This is a genomic window from Paraburkholderia sp. GAS82 (genome assembly GCF_050436285.1).
GTDB classification, from domain to species: domain Bacteria; phylum Pseudomonadota; class Gammaproteobacteria; order Burkholderiales; family Burkholderiaceae; genus Paraburkholderia; species Paraburkholderia phenazinium_B.
The window spans coordinates 13,030-34,179 of record NZ_JBNDLX010000020.1 but is presented as its reverse complement, the minus strand read 5'-3'; the positions used below and the strand labels follow the sequence as shown (position 1 = coordinate 34,179).

The window sequence follows — 21,150 nt, the reverse complement described above, 5'->3', positions numbered from 1 at the left end:
TCCGTATCAAGCAGTTCGTCATAGTCGGTGCGGTGTCGCGCGCGATCAACCGCGCCAGCATTCGTACCGCTTTGCCCCTCGTAGAAGTGAAAGCCCCCATTGGCGAGCGCACCAATAGTCAGCCTGCGCAAGCTGCAACGGATGGGTCGGAACAACGCGCACCTCGGTGGGTTCGCCCATCTTTTCGGTCGCTTCGAACGAGACGACCGAGAGCGCCGCCGCGCTGTCCGTGCCAGCCAAATCGAGGAAATACGCCTGCCGTCCTGTGAGCAGGTTTGCAACCCGATCGAATTCCGCCATACACAAGTCCCTGCTTTCTGATTGTTGGTCCGCGCTGTGCGAGGCGCCGCACCCGGCGATCGGACACGTCCGGAAAGTGCCGATGCGAGTTTCAAAGGGTTTTGAAATTCGAACGCGTTGCTGTTCAACAAAAACAGAGCGTCGGAAAGGCACCCTCCCGGAGAAATGTGTGGCGAATGACGAACCACGCCCGATATAGTAAAGTGGTTTTTCATCCTAAAAAACCACTCTGCAATCCGGTTCATCAAGTCACTTTTCTCGTCTCCGATGATAGGGACTACGAAAAATCACACTCTATGATTTTTCTGAAGCGGTAACGATAACGGAAGTGGACGCTGATGCCTTTCACCCCGGCATGCCCCCGGCCAGACAGGCCGCTGCCGCCGTTCACGACGCGGCCATGGTCGGCGGCGGTGAGCTTCAGGAGCGGGCCGTCACGACGATACGGAGAACCGAAGGCCGTTTGCCAACAACTACGTCGTTGAATTCAAACGGAATAGATGTTTGTAGACCTTGTGCGTCGCGGGGTAGACTTATCCACAGACTTCGTTCATAAGCCTGTGGATAATCTAAGAGCAAGCGAGCCAAGCCATTGATGTAGCGGGTTAACCGCGCGCTGCTTCGGGCGCGCCGCCAGCGCTAGCAGCGGCCTTCGCAGCGAGCCACCAACTATCGCGGCCCCACGCGCCGATAGTCGGCCGCACATTTTCTGCGACCGGGCGACGTGATGAATGATTCTGCGCGTTGCGCGCTATCGTCCGTTCTGGCACGGCGGCGGATGCTGTCTCCGGAGTGCCGCCTGAAACGGCAGCGGCGGCACGTACTCCAGACCAAGTTGCACGGACTGCGCGGTGACTTCATCGGTTAGCTTGGCAGCCAGTGTCAACGCAAGTCGATCCCCGCCGTCACACCGCGCGCTTGCCATCTAGCAAAACCCGCCGCGCCTAGAACGAGTGAACCGTACATACCGACGTGACGTACCGCGCCCCAAGCACCAGATGCCGCATGTGATGTATGACGTCGGTGACGCCGCCTCCGCCTGGTACGCGACTGAATAGGCGCCCCTTACTTCCCCGTCACCACCAGCCTAAGCTTCGAAGCCCCAGCCGTCGTCGCAGTAATCTGCGTGCGCTTGCCGCGCGCTCCCAAATAGAAATGCTGTCGCGCCGGCGAATTCTGATCGTGGGTCGCATCGGGCAAGCACGAAGCAATATCCGCAGCCACCGACTGAAGCGCGTCTGCACTCGAACCCGCATCATGATGCGGCGTCCACAGACACTGATAGCTGTCGTGACTCGCGGTGCATTGCGCATCGTCGCCGTAGGGTTGCGCGACACCGTTCACCTCTGCCTGACTAAGCCCGGTAAACCCATCCGGCGCAGCGGCGACGATGCGTTTCAACGCCGCGCAGGGAGAGGGAGCATCGTCGGCCAACGCGACCGCGGGCAACAACACAGCAAGCGCTGCTGCGCCCAACGTGAGGCGCAAAATGGGGCGGTTGAAGTGCTTCATTAGCGTGATTCCTTATAGAGGATCTTTCAGGTTGTGTGCTGCCATCTGCGCACACACTTCCGCCTTTCTCCGCCAGCACGTTTCATGCCGCCCGCCACTCGCCGGACGAGCATCGTCAATCCCCCGTCCCCTCCAGATCCTCCGCCGACGCCGCGCTTCGCGTACGCAGCCTCTTACGGATCTCCGAATCGAGAATCAGCCTTCCGCGCAACTTACCCTTCATCCGTTTGACGTAGCGCGGCGCCTCGGTCATGTGAATCACCATCAGTTCGCGCACCTTCTCGACATCGCGAGCGCGCGCCGCTTTCGTGATGGCCTTGTGAATCTTCACGTTAGCCTCACCGAAGCGTTCATGTTCGGACTGCGGCGTATCGTTACGAAACTCGATTAGTTGCCGGATCATCTCGTTGATCAACTCGCAGCTAAATCGCAAGAACGGATTCGGATTCGCCGCCGCAAGGATGTCGTGGAAATTCACGTCCTCCTGACGCTGCTTCAGGATATCGCTCACACCATGTGCCGCGGCCGGTTTATCGCAGCATGCGATGCTCGCATCGAGCGCGGCGAAATCCTGCTCGGTCAGATGCGGCACCGCACCCGCTGCGAGTTCCGGTTCGAGCAACTGCCGCACCGTATAGATATCGTCGATGGTGACGTCCTTGAAGAACAGATAGTTCTGCAGCAACTGCAGCGTGCGATCCAGCGGCACTTCCACCACCATGCCGCCGCCGTTCGGCCCGGTCGTCACCTTGATGAGTCCCTGCACCTCCAGCGATTTGAGTGCCTCGCGAATCGTGCTCTTGCTCACCGAAAACAGCGCCTGCAATTCGACCTCGCGCGGCAGACGGTCGCCCGGTTTCAGGTCTTTCTCGGTGATGAGCCGCTTGATCTCTTCGGCGACCAGATCGGGGCGCTTCTGCTGCTTGATTTCAATCGCGACGCCACCCTTAGCTCGATCCATGACCATCTTCGATGCTCCTCATGTGCGCCTGTCGGCGCCTGCCCACCCCTGCTACGGGCAAACCCGTAGTCGCCGCCGGCGGGTAGCCGGCCCGCTGCGGGACGGGAATTTTGCCTTATTGACACCCGAATTTATTGTACCTAGCATCGGGTTCATTCTATTTATCATGATAAATAGATCCAGTCAGCGCGGTCAAAAAAGACCGCGCGGCGGCCAGCCCGGTTTCGCAGTCGGTTGCATGCGTGTCTCTTTCCACCAAGGAGCGTCATTTTGAATCGCCGAAATATGTTGAAGCTGGCCGCTCTGTCGGCCGTCCCCGGAACGCTCGGCTCGCTGGTTACGCGCAGCGCGTTTGCCCAGGGCGCGCCGCTCCAGTTCGCCTGCCCCGTGCCGATGTCGGGCGCCTTTGCCGCCAATGGCAAATACGCGGATCTCGGCATGAAGCTCGCTATCGAACAGTACGGCAAGGTGCTCGGCGAACCGCTCTCATACACAGTGCTCGACACGGAAGGCAAGCCGGCCACCGCTGTGCGCCGCGTGCAAGAAATCGCTCAACAAAAGAACGTGCGCTATTTCGCGGGCGGTATTCTGTCCTCCGAAGCATTGGCCATGGCCAGCGAAGTCGAGAAGGACGGCGGCGTATTCATCACCACCGCCGGCGCCGATGAAATCACCGGTAAGGACTGCAATAGCGCGACCTTCCGCTGGTCGGTGCCGACCTTCGGCGCCATCGATCAGACCGTGCGCCCGCTCATCCAGATGCTGCCCAAGGCCAAGCGCTGGTACACCATCACACCGCAATACGTGTTCGGCGACGGTTTGCTGTCCGCGGCGAAAGCGGTGTTTCAGGAGAAGGGTATCGAGCACGTGGGCAACAGCTACCACTCGCTCACCGAGAAGGAATTCAGCGGCTATTTGACCAACGCCGTCGCCGCCAAACCCGACGTGCTGCTCATCCTCAACTTCGGCTCGCAATCGTCGGATACGCTGCGTCAGGCCATCAGCTTTGGCATGAAGAACAACTGCACGATCCTGATTGCATGGGCCTCCGGGCTCGAGCAGTTCCAGGCGCTCGGCGCCGACCTGTGCGACGGTGTCTACTTCGGCGCGCAGTACTGGCACGGCATCGACTCGCCGCTTAATCATGATCTCGTCGCACGCTCGAATGCAGCGTTCACGGAGAATCCGAACTACAGCCTGGCGGGTTCGTACATCTGCACGAAGATCCTGCTCGACGGCATCGTCAAGGCGGGCTCGGCTGATCCGAAGAAGGTGGTCGCCGCGCTCGAGGGCATGAAGTACGCAGGCTTGACGGGGCCGGAGGAAGTACGCAAAGGCGACCATCAGGTCATCAAGAATTACTATTTGCTCAAGGGCAAGGCAAAGAACAAGATGAAGAACGCGGACGACTTCGCCGATATCGTCAGTTCCGGCCAGTCGTTCCTGCCGCTCGACAAAACCGGTTGCAAGCTGGCCTGATAGTCCTCGCGTCGGGCGGCCGCGCCCACCGCAACCTTCAGCGACGGACGTCATGAACGTTTATCTTCTGCAGATCGTCAACGGCATCGGCGTGGGAATGTTGTATTTCCTGCTGGCGGTGGGCTTGTCGATCGTCTTCGGCCTGCTGCGCTTCGTCAACTTTGCACATGGGGCGTTCTATCTGCTCGGCGCGTACTTCTGCTATCAGGCGCTGCAGTGGTCGATGAGTTTCTGGACCGCGCTCGTTGTCGTGCCGATCGTCGTCGGCGCGCTGGCGTGGGTGGTGGAGAAGCTGGTCCTGCGACACGTCTATGAACAGCAGCACGAGTTTCATATTCTGGTGACCGTGGGTCTCGCGCTGGTGTTGCAGGAGTGCGTGATCCTGATCTGGGGGCCGCTCGGCAATAACGTGCCCGTACCGGATTCACTGAACGGTGTGGTGATCTGGGGCAGCTTCGTGTATCCGAAGTACCGGCTGTTCGTGATCGGGTTTACCGCCGTGCTGGCTGGCTTGCTGTGGTGGCTGCTCGAAGGTACGCGCCTCGGCAGCGCGGTGCGGGCGGGTAGTGAATCGACGGAGATGGTCTCGCTGCTTGGCATCAACGTGTTGCGGGTGTTTAGCCTCGTGTTTGCACTCGGTGCCGCTACGGCTGCGCTAGCGGGCGTGCTCGCCGCGCCGATCCGCGGTGTCGATCCGTTCATGGGCATCGAGGCATTGAGCGTCGCATTCGTGGTGGTGGTCGTGGGCGGCCTGGGCAATTTTCTGGGTGCGCTGGTGGGAGGTCTGCTGGTCGGCATCGTGCAGAGCGTGATGAGTACGCTGTGGCCCGAAGGCGCAAGCCTCATGATCTACGTTGCAATGGCTGCCGTGCTGCTGTTGCGCCCGAACGGACTGCTCGGGAGAGCGACATGATCGACACGTCGAAGACGCTCGCCACTGAGGACGCGTCGGCAGCCGGCTCCAGGCGCAGATTCAGACAGGCGTTGCACCACTATCGCTTCATTCTGCTGGCGCTACTTGTGGTCTGCGTGTTGCCGCTGACCTTGCGTTCAGGCTCGCTCGCTACTGAGGTGCTGGTGTATGCGCTCGCCGCACTCGGCTGCAACCTGTTGCTGGGTTTTACCGGCTTGCTTTCGTTTGGACAGGGAATCTTCTTCGGGCTGGGCAGCTATACCACGGGCATCATACTGACGAAGTTCGACGGCACGCCTGTCACGCTCGCATTGCTCGCGTCGATCATCGTCGGCGCAGCAGCATCTGCTCTGGTCGGCTGGTTCTCGATTCGCCAGCGCGGCACCTACTTCGTCATGCTAACGCTCGCGTTTGGGCAGATGTTCTACTTTCTGGCCTACACGACGCCCAATCTGACCGGCGGAGACGATGGCCTGCTGAGTATCCCCCGCCCTGCACTCTCCCTGTTCGGCAAGACGCTCGTCCCGCTCACGACACCGTGGCAGTACTACGGTTTCGTTGCGGTGCTGTTCCTCCTCGCGTTCTGGCTGCTCATGCGTGTGTCGCATTCGGTCTTCGGACGCACCCTGCTGGCGATCCGTGACAACGAAGCGCGCGCCGCCGCGGTCGGTTACGACGTCAAGCGCTTCAAACTGATGGCGTTTATGATCTCCGGTGCGGTTACGGGTCTTGCCGGCGCGTTGCATGCGCTGATGACCGGCATCGCACCGTTGTCGAATATCGACTACCACACGAGCGAGATGATCCTCGTGATGACGGTAATCGGGGGCACCGGCAATCTGTTTGCGTCGGTGCTCGGTGCGGCCTTTTATGTGCTGTTCGCCGACTGGCTCTCTACGTTATGGCCGCGCTGGTTGCTGCTGCTCGGCCTGCTGTTGATCGCCGTGAGTCTGTTCATGCAACGCGGACTGTGGGGTCTCGGCGAACGTATCTGGCAAGCTGTGCGGCGCGACACACCCGCTGCGGACGCAGGCGAGGAGCACGCATGAGCGAAGCCATCCTGCAGGCTAGCGGCATCGTGAAGCGCTACGGGAAATTTACCGCGCTCTCTGAAGTCGATCTGCGCATTCTGCCGCGCACGGTGCATTCGGTGATTGGACCCAACGGTGCGGGCAAGACGACACTGTTTCACGTTCTCACCGGCACCTTGCCGATTACCGCCGGCAAGATTATGTTCGACGGCCACGATGTGACGCATGAACCCGACCACAAACGCGTGCGCCGTGGCGTCGCTCGCTCGTTTCAGGTGACGAGTCTGTTCGCCAATCTGAGTGTGCGCGAGAACCTACGCCTCGCAGCGCAAGGTGTCGAAGCCAGACACGCGCTGAATGCATGGAAGCCGCCACGCGGCCCGCTGGCGCAAACCGATGTCGTGGACAGCGTGCTGGAACGGCTTGCCTTGCAGCGTTTTGCGGACACCGCTGCGGGTGCCCTGTCGCACGGTCAGCAGCGGCGTCTCGAAGTCGGCATGGCGCTCGCCGCGCGACCCAAGGCGATCTTTCTCGACGAGCCGACCTCGGGTATGGGTATCGACGATCTCGCCGATATGAAGCAACTGATCCGCAGCCTGCGCGACGAATACACCGTGGTGCTGATCGAGCACAACATGGGCATCGTGATGGACATCTCCGACACCATCACCGTGATGCAACAGGGCCGCGTTCTGGTAGAAGGCCGCCCCGATGAAATTCGCGGCGACGAACGCGTCAGGAGCGCGTACCTGGGCAACATGATCACCGGAGGTCGCGCATGATCCTCGACGTCCAGCAGATTCATGGCTTCTACGGCAAAAGTCACATCCTGCAAGGGGTTACGCTACGTGTCGGCGAAGGTGAGACCGTTACGCTGCTGGGCCGCAATGGCGCCGGCAAGTCGACGACGCTCAAGAGTATCGCCGGCGTCGTGACGCCGCAGCGTGGCGCGGTGACCTTCAAAGGCGAACCGATCCACAAGCTCGCACCGCATAAGATCGCTTCGCGCGGCGTGTGCTTTGTGCCCGAGCATCGCGGTATCTTCCGGCTGCTTTCGGTTGAAGAAAATCTGCGGCTCGGTGCCCGCAAAGATTCGCCGTGGCAGCTTGACGATATCTACCGTATTTTTCCGCGCCTCAAAGAACGGCGCGCGAATGGCGGCGCTCAATTGTCCGGCGGTGAGCAGCAGATGCTCGCCATCGGTCGCGCGTTGCTGAACCATCCTCGTCTGTTGATGCTCGACGAGCCGGTGGAGGGACTCGCGCCGGTGATCGTCGAAGAAATCGTTGCGCAGTTAAAGCTGATCAAGCAAGCGGGTGTCGCGATCCTGCTGGTGGAACAGAACCTCGAGGTATGTTCGCAACTCGCTGACCGACATTACATCATCGAGCAGGGCGTGATCGTGTACGAAGGCGACAACGCCGCGTTTATCGCCGACGAGTCGGTCAAGGACCGCTATCTCGGCGTGGGCGTCGTTTAACTGCAGCGTCATTTATCGCAAGAAATCGCAAAGGCAAGCGCATGAAACTCCTCATTGCCAGGATGAATCACGAAACCAATACGTTCTCTCCCGTCGCGACACCGCTCGAAGCATTCGGGCGCAGCGGCCCGAGCTGGGACGAAGACGCACTGCGCGAAAACAAAGGCATGCAGACCGCGATGTCTGCGTTTATCGATGCAGCCGAGCGTGAGCACGCACAGTACGTGACACCGGTTTCGGCTTCGGCCAACCCAAGTGGCCCGGTTGCGGCTGCTGCCTACGATGCGATCTGCAATGCGATCGTCGAGGCCGCGCAAGGGTGCGACGCTGTGTTGCTGGATCTGCACGGCGCGATGGTCGCGGAGAACTCGGCCGATGGCGAAGGCGATCTGCTCGCCCGCGTACGCGCGGCATTGCCGGATGCGCCCATCGGCGTAGCGCTCGATCTGCACGGCAACGTCACGCAAAAGATGATCGACAACGCTGACGTCATCGTCAGCTTCAAGACTTATCCGCATGTCGACATGTACGAGACCGGCGCGCACGCGGCGCGTTTGCTGTTCGATCTGATTCATCAGCGGGCGCGGCCGGTGATCGCGTGGCGCCAGCCGCCGCTGCTTACGCATACGCTGCGCAGCGCGACGGCCGAAGGCGCGATGAAGCGTGCGGTCGATGCCGCGCGCGCAGCCGAGGCGGGCGGGATGCTGGCGGTATCGGTGCTATCGGGTTTTTCGCTGGCGGATATCGCGGCGCCCTGTATTAGTGTCGTGGTGGTGGGCGATGGCGATCATGCCGCCGCGGATCGGGTCGCACAACGCATCGCACAACAGATCTGGGATGACAGGGAGGACTTCTTCTATCGCAGCGCTCCGCTCGCAGACTCGGTCGCTCAGGCGGCCGCCCTCGCCAAAGGCGCGGACAAGCCCGTGCTCTTGCTCGATCACGGCGATAACTGCATGTCAGGCGGCACCTGCGACACGATGGATTTGCTCGCAGAGGTGCTCAAACAGGGACTCGACGGTGTCGTGAGCGGACCGCTTTGCGATCCGGAAGCGGTAGCGGCACTACATAAGGCCGGAGTGGGAGCCACTGTAACGCTACCAGTAGGCAATAAACTCGCCAGCGAAGCTGTTAAGCCGCAGGCTCCCCTTACGTTGACCGGCGTGGTACGTGCACTCACCGATGGCGAGTACACCATTAGCGGTCCTACTTACACCGGACAGCGCGCTTACATGGGACGTGCCGCCGTACTCGACATCGGCGCTGCAACGCTCGTCCTGACCGAGCGCACGCATGAGCCCTGGGATCTGGGCGTGTTCGAAAGCGTCGGTATCGATCCACGGCGCGCACGTTTTCTGCTGCTCAAATCGCGGATGTATTGCCGGCCGGTATTCGTACCGATAGCAGCAGCACTCGTGGAATGCGACAGCCGCGGCGTAACGAGTTCGGACTACGGCCTGTTCGATTTCGAGCGCGTGAAGCGGCCGGTCTATCCCCTGGATGCAGATGCGAGGTGGCAAAGCATTGCTTCGTGAGCGCCGGCTAAAGCAATCATCCGAGACTCGACAACCGCGCCTTCAAAAACTCGATAAACAACCTCACCCGCGCCGGCAACAATCGCGTCTCCGTGATGGCATGCACCTGCACGGGTGAAAGACGCCACTCGGGAAGCACGCGTATGAGCCGCCCCAGCGCCAGGTCGTCGCGCGCGAGTTCGTGGTCCATCGCCGCAATTCCAACACCCTGAATCGCCAGTTCGCGGCTCAGACCGACACTGTTCATCGCGAAGCGGGTTGCAGTGACGACTTCAACCTTTTCGTCACCGCGATAAAACGTTCTCGACATCTCACCCTGTCTTGGCACCCCCTGCGTCACGCACAACACGTGATGGCGAAGATCATCGGGGTGACCAAGCGGCGGCGCGGTTTTCAGATAGCCTGGCGCAGCGTACAGATAGCGCGGCAGCAACGCGATCTGCCGCGCTACCAGCATCGATGGGGCCGTGGGCGGCGGTCCGATGCGAATCGCGAGATCGAACGGCTCCGTCTGCAGATCGATCCGGCGCGGCGTCAAATCGAATTCGAAAGCGATCAGTGGGTACGCCTTGGCGAAATCGGCAAGGATCGGCGCCAGATGGCCGGTGGCCAGATCCGCGGGCATCGAGACCCGCAGTGTGCCGGTCGGGCGTTCAGCCATGTCCAGCAGCGATTCATGCGCAATGCGCGCTTCCTCGACGATGCTCTGACAGCGCCTGAAATAGACCTCGCCCGCCTCGGTCAATTCCACTTTCCGGGTGGACCGGTGCAGCAGGCGCAAACCAATCGTCTTCTCCAGCTCCGCAATATGCCGCGAGACCGTCGAATTCGGCATATCCAGCGCCTCCGCCGCGCGACGAAAACTCCGGGTCCGCGCCACTTCGACAAACAGGCGCATGTAGCTCAACAATTCCATGCCGATTGCTCCACTGATGGATCACTGTATTCAATTTTATGCCTTTATCTCTCCAATGGATCAGTTCATTCTGTCCTTACTCCTTCACCAACACCAAGGAAACGACATGAACTCCCTCTACCAAAGCATCCGTATCGGCCGCCACACCCTGCGCAACCGCTTCGTCATGGCGCCGATGACCCGCTCACGTGCCGACGATGTGTCCGGCGTGCCCTCCCCGCTCGCCGAGCAGTACTACGCCCAGCGCGCCAATGCCGGCCTGATCGTGACGGAAGGCACCTTTCCGTCGCCGATGGGCAAAGGTTATGTGCGTACGCCGGGCATCCACTCGGCCGCGCAGATCGAAGCGTGGAAGCGCATTACCGCAGCAGTGCACGCGAAAGGCGGCCTGATTTTCCTGCAATTGATGCACACCGGGCGCATCTCGCATCCGAGCCTGCTGCCGGACCACGCGACGCCCGTCGCGCCTTCAGCGATTGCGGCGGAAGGCAAGGTCTTCACCGCTACCGGCCCGCAGGATTTCGTAGTGCCGCGCGCGCTGGAAACTGAAGAAATCCCCGGCATCGTCGAGGACTATCGGCTCGCTACCCGTCACGCACTGGAAGCCGGTTTCGACGGCGTCGAGTTGCATGCTGCTTCCGGGTATCTGCCGGAACAGTTTTTATCCTCGGGGACCAATCAACGGACCGATCAATACGGCGGCTCGCTGGAAAACCGCGCGCGCTTCGTGCTCGACGTGCTGACGGCCATGGTCGAAGAGGCCGGCGGCGATCGCGTCGGCATCAAGATCGCGCCGGAGATGGGTTTTAACAGCGTGAGCGACGCGACACCGCAGGAAACCTGTCAGTACCTTGTTCAGCGGATCGGGCAACTCAATCTGGCCTATCTGCATGTGGCCAAAACGAAGAGCCCGTTCGATTACCGCACCCTCCTGCGACCGCTGTTCGACGGCGCGCTGCTGCACGGCGGCGGCCTCAACAAGACAGGCGCTCAAACGCTGATCGACGAGGGAGGTGCCGATGCAGTTGTATTCGGCGGCCTGTACCTCGCCAACCCGGACTTGCCGCAGCGCTTCCTCGCCGATGCGCCGCTCAACACGCCCGACCGCGACACGTTCTACTCAGCCGGCCCGCAAGGCTACATCGACTATGCTGTTCTGGAGAATGCACAATGAACCGAGCTCTTCTTATCCATGCTTATGGCGGCGCCGACGCCGTCTCTATCGACCGTATCGACTTGCCGACGGCGGCAGCCGGTGAGGTCGTGGAGCGGGTTCGCGCGGCCGGCGTCAACGGTCTCGACTGGAAGATCCGCGACGGCTCGCTGCAAAGCGTCTTTCCGCTCCCGCTTCCGGCGACGCTCGGCATCGAGCTTGCCGGCGAAGTGACGGAGATTGGCGCAGGCGTAACGCGCTTTACGGTAGGCGACCGTGTGCTGGGCGCGTTGGGCGCCATAGGCGCCTACGCCGATCACGTAGCAATCGCCGCCGACAAGCTTGCGCCCATTCCCGACAGCCTCGACGACACCATCGCCGCCGCCATTCCGGTTGCCGCGCTGACAGCGTGGCAGGCGTTGTTCGAAGCGGGTGAAGTGAAACGCGGGCAGACGGTGTTGATTCACGGAGCAGCGGGCGGCGTGGGCAGTTTTGCGGTGCAGTTGGCCCGGCGTGCCGGAGCGCGTGTTGTTGCGACTGCGCGAGGCATCCACGCGGCTTATCTTCGGGAACTGGGCGCGGATGAAGTCATCGATTATCGGACCACACCATTCTGGGAAGTCGCACGCAACGTGGATCTGGTGCTCGATCTCGTTGGCGGCCCCGCATTGACCGGATCCTGGCCGATCGTCGCGGAACAGGGTCGCATAGTGAGTACGGCCGCGCCCGAGATTGCGACGCAAACGCCAACAGGCAAACGGGGCGTCTGGTTTCAGATGCGCACTGACGCCGCAAAGCTCGCGGAAATCGCGCGCGAAGTCGCTCAAGGTAATCTGAGGGCGGAAGTCTCCGAGATCGTCGATCTGTCCCAAGCGGCTGATGCAATCGAGCGCAACAAAACGGGGCATGGCCGCGGCAAAACTGTCGTCAAGTTCCAGTAGTTGAAGCTGTCGGGAGCCCGGCCGCACGATGTCCATACATCAGCTTCAATTCGTTATCCGAAGTAAGTGTGTGGACTTTTTGTGCACCGGTTCGCAACGCTCGAAACGTGTCGTAAAAATTTAATGTTGCGTCGCAGCATTTATACGCCTATGCTGAGTTGAGCGGAGCTTGGGGGCTTACAGATGCCCATCGGGCCCCCTAACTGCGGAGGCATAAATGACATATCCGCACTCACCTGATTTGACGCTTCATGTGTTTGAACAGGATGGTGGCTGGCATTGGGCACTTACGACCGAAAGGCAGCACGGGACGGGGAAAAAGGTAGTCGCTTATAGCGAGGACCTGTTTTCCTCGGAAGCACAGGCACGTGCAGACGGCGAACGGGTAGCGAACAGCTGGCAGCACGACGGAGAGCAGCGCCGGTCCGAACTGGCATAAGCATGCGCCTCGGGGACAAGCACGAGGCGTCGGCCCGCTACGCCATCGTATGCAATATCTTGTGGACGTGATGCATGTGATGCGCGGTCTCGCTTTGCAGATGCGCAATGGCCTGTTTGACCCGCCCGGCGTCACCTAACTGAAAGGCATACTCGCGAAGCAGCGCTTCGCTCATCACCTGGTCGTTCAACGTTCCCAGTTCGTCTTGCACTACTGTAAGACGGTCAATCACGGCCTGATGGCCGCTCTCCAGAACCGGCGCGAAAAACTGCAGCAAATAGCGAAGTTTTTTCCCTGCAATCCGCACCTCGTGCAGCGCTGCGTAGTCTGATCCGTCTGCCGATATCGCCCGTTTGACGCGCTTCTTCAAGGCTTCTTCGGCTACTTGCACGCGTTCTTCCGCAAAGCTTGCAACAGGACGAGAGGCGCATTGCGCATCGAGGTGCAAACGCGCATCTGCAAAAGTCTGCTCCAGGATTCTCTCCACGCCTGCATTGCCGAGCGCGCGCAAGCTGAACGACAACGCCTGAGCCCGATGCTCATCGATCGCGGCAATCAGCAAGGCAAACGAATGTTTCTCCGCTGCGTCCACTGCGGCGATCAGTTCGCGCAAGACATCCCAGTCCCGCGTGCGGCCGGCGGCATCGGCGAGTGACTTGAACTCGCGGCGTTGCAGCTTCGCCTCTTTTCCGTCGAGCAAGGAGTCGTATGCCCACCACAGTGTCCGCAAACGGCGCAGCGCGACTCGAAGCTTGTGGAGGTCCTCAGGACCCGCGCTGGAATTGAGCTTGCGAACCCGGCACACTGCCTCGCCGGAAATCGATGTAGCAAGCAGCACGAAAGCATCGGCAGCCGTCATCGCAGCGGAAACCGACCCGGTGCTGACGGGGCCGACCGCTGCAGACGACGCGTACATGTGTGCAGTTTCAGCAATCACGGTACGGGAACTCATGATTCGATACGCCTTTTGTAACGGCGAGCAGGACAAGAACAGCGCAACACGGCTCACGTATTCCGCATAGGCAGACCGATGCGCGTGTGGCGCGTGGCCCGCATTTCCTCTTCAATCCTACAACGCGGGAACACGAGCGCCAATGAGAACAAAAGTGTCACCTTCGCGCGCGGCACGCTTGCTACGTCTCCGTCAGCACTATATCTGCACTGAATTCGCACCATATTTTTTGCCGTGTGACATCAAAAGGTAATGAACTGATGAGGCGTTTTTGCCTCGCAAGACATCAGAGATATTTCTTCGAACCTGCTTCGGGCATCCATGTCGAAGCCTCGGAACGCATGCATGCTGAAACACGCATTGCATTGCGAGCACCGCAAACGACATTACCGAAGGAGTGTCCATGGCTAACCAGCTTGCCGCGATTCAGCACATTGTCGTTCTGATGCTGGAGAACCGTTCTTTCGATCACATGCTTGGCTTCCTCTATACGGACCAGCAGAACAAATCGCCTTCCGGTCAGGCGTTCGACGGCCTGACCGGCAACGAATCGAACCCGGCCTCGAAAAAAGGCGAGTCCGTGAAGGTGTACAAGATTCAGTCGAGCGACAGCAACGCATACTTTCAGCCCGGCGCCGATCCAGGCGAAGGCTATAGCGCAACGAACTCGCAGTTGTTTGGCACGGCCACCGCGCCGTCGCCGGCCAACGCGACTAACCAGGGCTTCGTGACGGACTACGACTACACGCTTGGCTGGGAATCGAAGGAGCCGAGCTGGGGCGTGCTAAAGGGCACGGTCGCCTCGGACATCATGGGCATGTACACACCGGAGACGCTGCCAGTATTGTCAGGACTCGCGCGCGGTTACGCCGTATGCGACCAGTGGTTCAGTTCGGTGCCCACCGAGACCTTGCCGAATCGCGCCTTCGTGTGCGCGGGGACAAGCCAGGGACACATGGACGACAAGACCAAGACGTTTACGTCGCCGAGTATTTTCGGCGCGCTGTCGCAGCACAATCAAAGCTGGGTCATCTATGGATACACCCAGCAGCCACTCACACGTCTGAACTTCCCTGACACCACGAATGCGTCCGACGATCACTTCGGACTCTTCACGGACTTCCAGAGCGCAGCGAAAAACGGCACACTGCCCGCATACAGCTTTCTTGAACCGAGCTGGGACGCAGCCGGCAACAGCCAGCATCCCAACTACGACGTCGCCTTGGGCGAGCAATTTATCCACGACGTGTACTACGCTTTGCGCAGCAACGAAGCGCAGTGGAATCAGACGCTCCTGATCATTACCTACGACGAGCACGGCGGATGCTATGACCACGTTCCGCCGCCGCTGGGCGCCGTGCCGCCCGATAACACGGCCGGCGAATATGGTTTCGACTTCACGCGCTTCGGCTTGCGCGTGCCAACGCTGCTGGTTTCGCCACTGATCGCACCAGGGACCGTGTTCCGCGTTCCAGCAGGCACGACGCCGCTCGACCACACTTCGATCCTGAAGACGGTCGAAACGCGCTGGGGTGTGCCTGCTCTCACGGCCCGCGATGCCGCCGCGCCTGACGTGGGCGACGCGCTAACGCTCGAAACGCCGCGGACCGACGATCCACTTTCCGGCGTGGTGGTGCCCACGTCGAAGGGCACGAATCCCTCGGCAGACAAGCCGTCGCACCTGCAGGAAGTGCACGCGGAACTGGTATCGCGACTGCCGGTACCGGATGCGAAGGGAGGCATGCATCATCAGATGCCCGCTTTGCGGACCAACGCGGAGTACGCGCATTACATCGAGTCACGCACCCAGGCATGGCTGGCGCATCGGGCAGGTTCGCAGAGCTAGTTCGGGAGACAAGCAGGTTCTTCGATCTCGGCGCTGGGGGCGCCCGGCAGATGCCGGCGCCTACCCGGCCGTTTTCGAATACTTGAATGTGCCTTGCGCACTCGCAATCAGAATGCGCTCGTCCACCCAGGCCTCGGCGCGCGAAAAGAAGATCGAACGTCCCTGACGCTCGAGAAACCCTATTGCGGTCACCCGTTCGCCGAGTCCTTTGTCGAGATAGTTGGTGGTCAACGAAAGCGTGAACGCATGCCGCGCGGTTTGGCCCGGCGGCGCAAAGATACCTGCATATCCCGCTGCTGCGTCAAGCAGGGTGGCAATCGCGCCACCTTGCAGGACGCCCTGCCGGTTGAGCTTGCTGGCGTCGATCAGCATGGTCAGTTCGGCGTAGCCCTCACGCCATTGCGTTAACCGCACGCCTAGCGATTCGAGAAACGGGTTGTCGATGGGATGGTCCGACATGCTTTGGCCTCTTGTGAACGTTATGCCGTGAATGCGTTTGAGAATTCGCTCGATCTCGCCAGCATACCCGGACGCTCAAAAAACCGTCGCGCCGCTACCGCCCGCTGATGCGCTATTGCACGCTATCGCCGTCACCGTCCTGTGTCATCACGAGCGCGAGCGACGAGGAAAGAACCGATTTGGCCAGTTCATCGTCGTCCACTGCGCGCGCCAGCGTGATCGCACCTACGATGGTCGCCACGATGCCAAGCGCCGACTTCTCGCCGCCGCGAAGCGCCGCCTTGGCAACACGTGCGGTCAATTCATTCAGATACCGCGTCAACAGCGCGCGCACATCTGCGTTTGCATGTCGCGCTTCGCCCGCGAGCGCGCACAGCGCACATCCGGTGCCGGGATCGTTCACGTGACGTTCATCAAGGAAGGCCTCGGCGATGGACTGCAGCGGCGTCTCGCTACGCTTGCCCGGATCGTTATCGCGCGCGGCGATGCGCGCCCGGCTTTGCGTGAGCGCATATTCCAGCGCTTCCACGATCAGCGCATCGCGCGACACGAAGTGCCCATAGAACGCGCCGTGCGTCAGCCCGGCGCTGCGCATGCAATCGGCCACGCCGAGCGCCTCGATACCGTTCTCGCGAATCTGCCGCGACGCGTTCTCCAGAACACGCTGCCTGCTCTCAGCCTTCTGTGCCTGTGAATAACCCATTTTTCTGCTCCGTCATGCTTGACAATCTGAATGACGATCATCATACTGAATTTGTGCATGATGATCAACATGCAGATTTCAGCTGTTGACGATGCTCGTGATGTCCAGATGCGGCCGCTGTCCCGCGCCGCTCAACAGGGTCTTTTCGCAATGCGAGCAGACGCGGCGATGCCGGCGATCTCGCGGCGCACTACACAGGAGAAGGAACATGCGATTTACCGGAAAAACAGCGCTCGTGACGGGCGGCAATAGCGGCATCGGCTTTGCCGCGGCACGACTTCTGATCGCGGATGGCGGCCGCGTGGCGATCACGGGGCGCGATCGCGCAAAGCTGGATGCCGCTGTGGCGGAGCTGGGCGAAAACGCGCTCGGCATTCAAGCGGATCTGGACGATCCCGCAGCGATCGACTCGCTGTTCAAGCAGATTCAGGAAGCCTACGGGAAGCTGGACATCGTGTTCGCCAATGCGGGCATTCCGGGCTCCACGCCGCTCGGCAGCACAACGGCCGCCGCGTTCGAGGCGATTCTGCGCACCAACCTGACCGGGGTTTTCCTCACGGTGCAGGGAGCGCTGCCGTTGATGAGCGCAGGTGGCTCGATCGTGCTGAACGGGTCAGTCATGCGCGAACTCGGCTCGCCGGGATCGGCGGCCTATTCCGCCACCAAGGCAGGCGTGACCGGAATGGCAAAGGTGTTTGCGGCGGAACTCATGCCGCGCGGCATCCGCGTCAACACTGTGATCCCGGGCGGCACGCGCACGCCGATCTGGACACGCGGTTCACGCGCCGGGGCAACTGTCGATCAGACCGAACAGGCAATCTCCCCGCTCATTCCAATGGGCCGCTTCGCCACGCCTGAGGAAGTCGCCTCAGCGGCGCTGTTCCTGGCTTCGGACGATGCGTCGGGAATCACGGCGGCGGAAATCGTCGTCGACGGCGGCTCGACAGGTGCACCGTGGGGCGCACCGGCGTTCCGCAAAGGCTAAGGAAGAAACGCGAGAGTAGTCGGCGATGCCAACCGGGAACGCAAGCGCAATTTATACTTGCACCCGCGCGTTGGCTCGCCGCCGCGTCGCGAATCTTCTTTGTCTGAGAACCCGGATTATCAATGCTTCGATTCGAGAACCTGTGCAAACATTACGGTGAACGCACCATTTTTCAGGGACTGCATTGCAGCGTCGATGCAGGCTGCGTCGCGCTGAACGATGAGAGCGGGAGCGGGAAATCGATTCTGCTGAGTATCCTTGCCGGCGAGATCGAAGCGGACGCGGGCGAGGTCTGGCTCGGCGGTCATTCGCTGCGGAGCGCTCCTGTCGCGGCAAGAGCAGCGCTTGCCTACGTGCCCGACGACTGTCTCCCGGGTTCGATGGAAATCGGGCGCGACTTTCTCGAACGGATAGCGACGGAACGACAGATCGCGCTCGACAGCCGCGTGCTCGAACTCGCCGACCGGTTCGGCCTTACTGCGCATCTCGATAAGCGCTTCGAGCAAATGTCGTTCGGCACCCGCAAGAAGATTTTCCTGACGGCAGCGTCGATCGGACAACCCGCCGTCGTCATCGCGGATGAACCGGGCGGCGGCCTCGACGCTCCTGCGCGTGGCGTCCTCGTCGAACTGTTCAATCTGCTGGGGCAAGACCGTGTGGTGTTTTTCACGAGCTACGACGCGGCACTGACGAGCGCTTGCGAAGCGAAGGTAGTCAGTTTCGCGGATCTCGCTGCGAAAGCTTGAGCCGCGGAGGTGACGCTGACGGTGGAAGCGGCGGCCGCCTGCACCGCGCACGAAGGCGCCATTAGGCACTCACTGCCCTTAAGCGGCTCAACACAGCGGCACACACGTCACGGATGCAGCGATAACCCCTTCACGGCCTTATCGACCATCTTCCTCGGGCCACGCAGCGCGATCCCCACAAGGTCGGGTTGGTCCACGGACTCAGCGCGAAACGCCGCCCGATTGTCGTCATCATTGCCGGTGGAAAACATCGCCTTCACGTAGACCGCGATGGTCAGTTCTCTTTGCTGGGCCTGTTGAAACGCCCGCAACACTCCCGCTGCATCGCCGCCATAGATCATCACGGGCTGCCCGAGCAAGGCGGCATAGTGCCTGCCGTTCGCGTCCTCGTAGGATTTGCCGATCGCTTCGGGCGCCGCCGCGGCAATCCCCGTTGCCAGAAACGCCGTGACATTGAGCTTTTGCCACGACGCCAAGTCCTCACGAACCACCAGAACAACTTTTGTATCGAACTCCATCCGTTCCATTCCTTTGCGATTTCACCTTGACTCATCCTCGTGCAGGCAACGCCCGCCGGGCCCTTCCGTGCAAGGTTAATCGTGGTTTGGCGCTCAGTCTGGAACGTTTGTGCAACGCTTGCCGTAGTGAGCAGGCGTCAGTCCGTAAGCGCGCCGGAACCAGCGGCCGAGGTGGCTCTGGTCGGCAAAACACAGCGCATGCGCGACCTCGACCGGCGCGACGCCACGGGCGAGCCACTGACGCGCTGTCGCCAACCGCAGCTGGATCAGATACGCATGCGGAGCAAGCCCGAAGCTGGTCTTGAAAGCGCGCGTGAGACGAAACCGGTCGACGTCGCAGGCCATCGCCAGTTCATCAAGGCCAATATCGTCGTGCAAATGTGCGTGCAGATAATCTCGCGCGCGTTGTGCGACGCCGGGCAAGCGCGGATCACGCTCGCCATGCAAGCGCCAGTCGAGGTGGCGGCCAAGACTTTCGAGCAAGCCGTCGATAGCCGTTTGCCTCGCAAGACGCGGCTCTTCCGCGCGACGCAACACGCGGAACAGTGTTGCAATCGCCCTTGCAAACGCAATGTCGTCGATCAAGGTGGCGGGAAACTGCGGCTGTCCGGTAACGGGCACCTCATCGGACCACGCCCGCAGTTCGTGCGTGAGCCAGTCCGGCTTCAGGTAAAGCATCGAGTAAGTGAAGCCTCCCTGCGCCGGAGCATGGCCGTCGTGGATGTCGCCTGGCTCCAGCATGAACACGTGACCCGGCGTGCTTTGCAGACGCGCGCGGCGGCAATCGAACTGTTGAACGCCCTGCTCGGTAAAGCCAAGCAGATACGCGTCATGCCAGTGCGGATCGTAGGCATGACCTTCGAAATGCGCGCGCAGCGTTTCGATTCCGGTGCTGGCGTGCTGGCGCAGATCGACCCAGTTAGGCCCGGCCATCAGTCTCTCCGGCGACCCGGCCACCTGTCCTGAACGTAGCGGAACATAAGCCGCCACGGCGGATCGGCGAACAGGATGAATGCCCCTAGCGACAGGCAGCCACAGAACAGGAACGTACCCCGGTACCCTACTCCGGCCACCAGCAACCCTGATAGCACACCCGAGAGGATCGAGCCGACACGGGCCGAATTGAAGAACAGCGCCGTAGCCTGGCCAGGCGAGCGCGGCATCAGATCCTGCACATAGGTCATGCCGAGGCAGGACGTCACGGCCACCACGAAAGCGTTGAGTGCCTGCATCGGAATCAGGAACGAGATGGAACCGGCCGCCGCCACGCAGAGGAAGTACAGCATATGCACGCCGGCACACGCGGCCAGCCAGCGCAGCTTGTTCAGACTCGAGCCACGTGCGCCGAGCGCCAGCATCATCGGAATTTCGAGGAAGGCGCCAAGGCCGAGCATGACCGACACGTCGATGCGCGTGCCGTGCAGTCCGTGGGTGACGTAGAGCGGCAACACGATCATCGTCGCGTTGGCGGCCAGACCGATGAGCGTCAGTGCCAGCACCGAGCGCCAGATCATGCGCGGCGGCGCCGCAGGATGAACGAGATCGGGCTTGACCGGCGTCTCCGGCTCGACTGTGGTGACCTCGAGCGACGAAGCCGGGTCGCCGGGGACGTGATCCTCCACGCTGTGCAACTCGCCATCCGGCGCCTCATGCATGCGCCAGATGATCGCGCCGCAGCCGGCAAAACACGCCGCCGCGAACAGGAAAAGCCCGTAAAAACCGATGGCGGCCAACACCAGCGCTCCCACCGAAGGCCCGAACACCCACGCGACCGACAACACCGTGCGCAGCGTCGCAGTCGCAAAGGTCCGCTCGGATTCGTTCGTCACCGGTAATGCAGCGCGGCCAAACGAGAACACCAGTGACAACGCCGAGCCGCCTGCGCCGAGGAACGCTATCCCAATTATCAGGAGCGCCCGGTAGTCGCGCACGAAGCACAGCAGCAGAAAGCCAAGCGCCGCCGCGCCCAGCGCCGCGAGCAGCAGCGTGCGGTGATGACCATGGCGGTCGGACCATTTGCCGGCCCAACCGCTTGCCGCCACCCCGCTCGCCGCGATCAGCGTCATGAACAGCCCGAGCTTGAGCGGCGTCATGCCTGCCCGCTCGACGCCGAATAGCGAGAGATACGGAGCGGTAAACGACATGGCGACCCCGAGCATCAAGGTCGCGCCCGCCAGTGACATGAAGGACGGGATGCGCGTGAGGCTGAGGAGCCGGGAGTAGTTCATCGATGACGCGAAACACGGGTGAACCGGCAGTATGCCAAAGCTTGCTGGAACGT

General features: G+C 61.2%; 22 protein-coding genes and 1 pseudogene. 13 read left to right on the top strand and 10 right to left on the bottom strand.

Annotated features, from left to right (window positions below):
• Positions 1 to 114: 114 nt before the first annotated feature.
• From P3T17_RS37210 to P3T17_RS37200, 3 genes and pseudogenes are all read right to left on the bottom strand, one after another.
• Positions 115 to 300 (bottom strand): annotated as a pseudogene (locus P3T17_RS37210) (hypothetical protein); the annotation flags it as partial.
• Between the two features lie 1,065 nt (positions 301 to 1,365).
• The gene (locus P3T17_RS37205; RefSeq protein ID WP_429411943.1) at positions 1,366 to 1,812 is read right to left on the bottom strand and encodes a hypothetical protein; all 447 of its coding nucleotides are present in this window, start codon (positions 1,810 to 1,812) and stop codon (positions 1,366 to 1,368) included.
• Positions 1,813 to 1,927: 115 nt separating this feature from the next.
• Positions 1,928 to 2,779: a FadR/GntR family transcriptional regulator gene (locus P3T17_RS37200; protein WP_429411941.1), complete on the bottom strand. Its 852-nt coding sequence runs from the start codon at positions 2,777 to 2,779 to the stop codon at positions 1,928 to 1,930.
• A 264-nt stretch (positions 2,780 to 3,043) separates the two neighbouring features.
• Between P3T17_RS37200 and P3T17_RS37195 the strand changes: the two genes are divergently transcribed.
• From P3T17_RS37195 to P3T17_RS37170, 6 genes are read left to right on the top strand one after another with little or no spacing between them, the layout of a single operon-like run.
• Positions 3,044 to 4,252 (top strand): ABC transporter substrate-binding protein, encoded by a 1,209-nt coding sequence (locus P3T17_RS37195; protein ID WP_429411939.1) that lies wholly within the window; start codon positions 3,044 to 3,046, stop codon positions 4,250 to 4,252.
• A gap of 52 nt (positions 4,253 to 4,304) precedes the next feature.
• Entirely contained in the window at positions 4,305 to 5,165 is an 861-nt protein-coding gene (locus tag P3T17_RS37190; RefSeq protein WP_074266398.1) for a branched-chain amino acid ABC transporter permease, read from the top strand.
• On the top strand, positions 5,162 to 6,214 hold the full coding sequence (locus P3T17_RS37185; RefSeq protein WP_429411937.1) for a branched-chain amino acid ABC transporter permease: 1,053 nt from the start codon (positions 5,162 to 5,164) through the stop codon (positions 6,212 to 6,214). Before P3T17_RS37190 ends, P3T17_RS37185 begins: the two co-directional genes overlap by 4 nt.
• Complete coding sequence (locus P3T17_RS37180) at positions 6,211 to 6,978, top strand: ABC transporter ATP-binding protein (RefSeq protein ID WP_429411935.1); 768 nt, start codon at positions 6,211 to 6,213, stop codon at positions 6,976 to 6,978. The genes P3T17_RS37185 and P3T17_RS37180 overlap by 4 nt, the downstream gene beginning before the upstream one ends.
• On the top strand, positions 6,975 to 7,676 hold the full coding sequence (locus P3T17_RS37175; protein ID WP_429411933.1) for an ABC transporter ATP-binding protein: 702 nt from the start codon (positions 6,975 to 6,977) through the stop codon (positions 7,674 to 7,676). The genes P3T17_RS37180 and P3T17_RS37175 overlap by 4 nt, the downstream gene beginning before the upstream one ends.
• A 41-nt stretch (positions 7,677 to 7,717) precedes the next feature.
• The gene (locus P3T17_RS37170; protein ID WP_429411931.1) at positions 7,718 to 9,211 is read left to right on the top strand and encodes a M81 family metallopeptidase; all 1,494 of its coding nucleotides are present in this window, start codon (positions 7,718 to 7,720) and stop codon (positions 9,209 to 9,211) included.
• Between the two features lie 16 nt (positions 9,212 to 9,227).
• Here P3T17_RS37170 and P3T17_RS37165 read toward each other — a convergent pair whose 3' ends face one another.
• Positions 9,228 to 10,127, bottom strand: coding sequence for a LysR family transcriptional regulator (locus P3T17_RS37165; RefSeq protein ID WP_074266403.1), 900 nt, complete (start codon positions 10,125 to 10,127; stop codon positions 9,228 to 9,230).
• Positions 10,128 to 10,233: 106 nt separating this feature from the next.
• Between P3T17_RS37165 and P3T17_RS37160 the strand changes: the two genes are divergently transcribed.
• From P3T17_RS37160 to P3T17_RS37150, 3 genes are all read left to right on the top strand, one after another.
• Positions 10,234 to 11,301 (top strand): alkene reductase, encoded by a 1,068-nt coding sequence (locus tag P3T17_RS37160; RefSeq protein WP_429411928.1) that lies wholly within the window; start codon positions 10,234 to 10,236, stop codon positions 11,299 to 11,301.
• A complete protein-coding gene (locus tag P3T17_RS37155) occupies positions 11,298 to 12,221 on the top strand; it encodes an NADP-dependent oxidoreductase (RefSeq protein WP_429411925.1) in 924 nt (307 codons plus the stop codon). The genes P3T17_RS37160 and P3T17_RS37155 overlap by 4 nt, the downstream gene beginning before the upstream one ends.
• A 217-nt stretch (positions 12,222 to 12,438) precedes the next feature.
• The gene (locus P3T17_RS37150; RefSeq protein WP_074266406.1) at positions 12,439 to 12,660 is read left to right on the top strand and encodes a hypothetical protein; all 222 of its coding nucleotides are present in this window, start codon (positions 12,439 to 12,441) and stop codon (positions 12,658 to 12,660) included.
• A 37-nt stretch (positions 12,661 to 12,697) separates the two neighbouring features.
• Here the strand turns inward: P3T17_RS37150 and P3T17_RS37145 are convergent, their stop codons facing one another.
• Entirely contained in the window at positions 12,698 to 13,612 is a 915-nt protein-coding gene (locus P3T17_RS37145) for a CHAD domain-containing protein (RefSeq protein WP_429411923.1), read from the bottom strand.
• A 403-nt stretch (positions 13,613 to 14,015) separates the two neighbouring features.
• Here P3T17_RS37145 and P3T17_RS37140 point away from each other — a divergent pair, with 403 nt between their 5' ends.
• Positions 14,016 to 15,458: an alkaline phosphatase family protein gene (locus tag P3T17_RS37140; RefSeq protein WP_429411921.1), complete on the top strand. Its 1,443-nt coding sequence runs from the start codon at positions 14,016 to 14,018 to the stop codon at positions 15,456 to 15,458.
• A gap of 60 nt (positions 15,459 to 15,518) precedes the next feature.
• Here P3T17_RS37140 and P3T17_RS37135 read toward each other — a convergent pair whose 3' ends face one another.
• Positions 15,519 to 15,917, bottom strand: a complete 399-nt coding sequence (locus P3T17_RS37135) for a PaaI family thioesterase (protein ID WP_429411919.1) — start codon at positions 15,915 to 15,917, stop codon at positions 15,519 to 15,521.
• Between the two features lie 112 nt (positions 15,918 to 16,029).
• On the bottom strand, positions 16,030 to 16,620 hold the full coding sequence (locus P3T17_RS37130; protein WP_429411917.1) for a TetR/AcrR family transcriptional regulator: 591 nt from the start codon (positions 16,618 to 16,620) through the stop codon (positions 16,030 to 16,032).
• Positions 16,621 to 16,677: 57 nt separating this feature from the next.
• Here P3T17_RS37130 and P3T17_RS37125 point away from each other — a divergent pair, with 57 nt between their 5' ends.
• The 3 genes from P3T17_RS37125 to P3T17_RS37115 all read left to right on the top strand — a co-directional run bounded on the left by P3T17_RS37125 (position 16,678) and on the right by P3T17_RS37115 (position 18,351).
• Positions 16,678 to 16,872 carry a hypothetical protein gene (locus P3T17_RS37125; protein ID WP_429411915.1) on the top strand — a complete coding sequence of 65 codons (195 nt, stop codon included), beginning with the start codon at positions 16,678 to 16,680 and terminating at the stop codon, positions 16,870 to 16,872.
• Positions 16,829 to 17,605: an SDR family NAD(P)-dependent oxidoreductase gene (locus P3T17_RS37120; RefSeq protein WP_429411913.1), complete on the top strand. Its 777-nt coding sequence runs from the start codon at positions 16,829 to 16,831 to the stop codon at positions 17,603 to 17,605. The genes P3T17_RS37125 and P3T17_RS37120 overlap by 44 nt, the downstream gene beginning before the upstream one ends.
• 122 nt (positions 17,606 to 17,727) lie before the next feature.
• Entirely contained in the window at positions 17,728 to 18,351 is a 624-nt protein-coding gene (locus P3T17_RS37115; RefSeq protein WP_429411911.1) for an ABC transporter ATP-binding protein, read from the top strand.
• A gap of 107 nt (positions 18,352 to 18,458) precedes the next feature.
• Here P3T17_RS37115 and P3T17_RS37110 read toward each other — a convergent pair whose 3' ends face one another.
• The 3 genes from P3T17_RS37110 to P3T17_RS37100 all read right to left on the bottom strand — a co-directional run bounded on the left by P3T17_RS37110 (position 18,459) and on the right by P3T17_RS37100 (position 21,097).
• Positions 18,459 to 18,869 (bottom strand): DUF2000 domain-containing protein, encoded by a 411-nt coding sequence (locus tag P3T17_RS37110; RefSeq protein ID WP_074266413.1) that lies wholly within the window; start codon positions 18,867 to 18,869, stop codon positions 18,459 to 18,461.
• A gap of 93 nt (positions 18,870 to 18,962) precedes the next feature.
• Positions 18,963 to 19,802 carry an AraC family ligand binding domain-containing protein gene (locus P3T17_RS37105; RefSeq protein WP_429411909.1) on the bottom strand — a complete coding sequence of 280 codons (840 nt, stop codon included), beginning with the start codon at positions 19,800 to 19,802 and terminating at the stop codon, positions 18,963 to 18,965.
• On the bottom strand, positions 19,802 to 21,097 hold the full coding sequence (locus P3T17_RS37100; protein ID WP_429411907.1) for a sugar efflux transporter: 1,296 nt from the start codon (positions 21,095 to 21,097) through the stop codon (positions 19,802 to 19,804). The genes P3T17_RS37105 and P3T17_RS37100 overlap by 1 nt, the downstream gene beginning before the upstream one ends.
• Positions 21,098 to 21,150 lie beyond the last annotated feature (53 nt).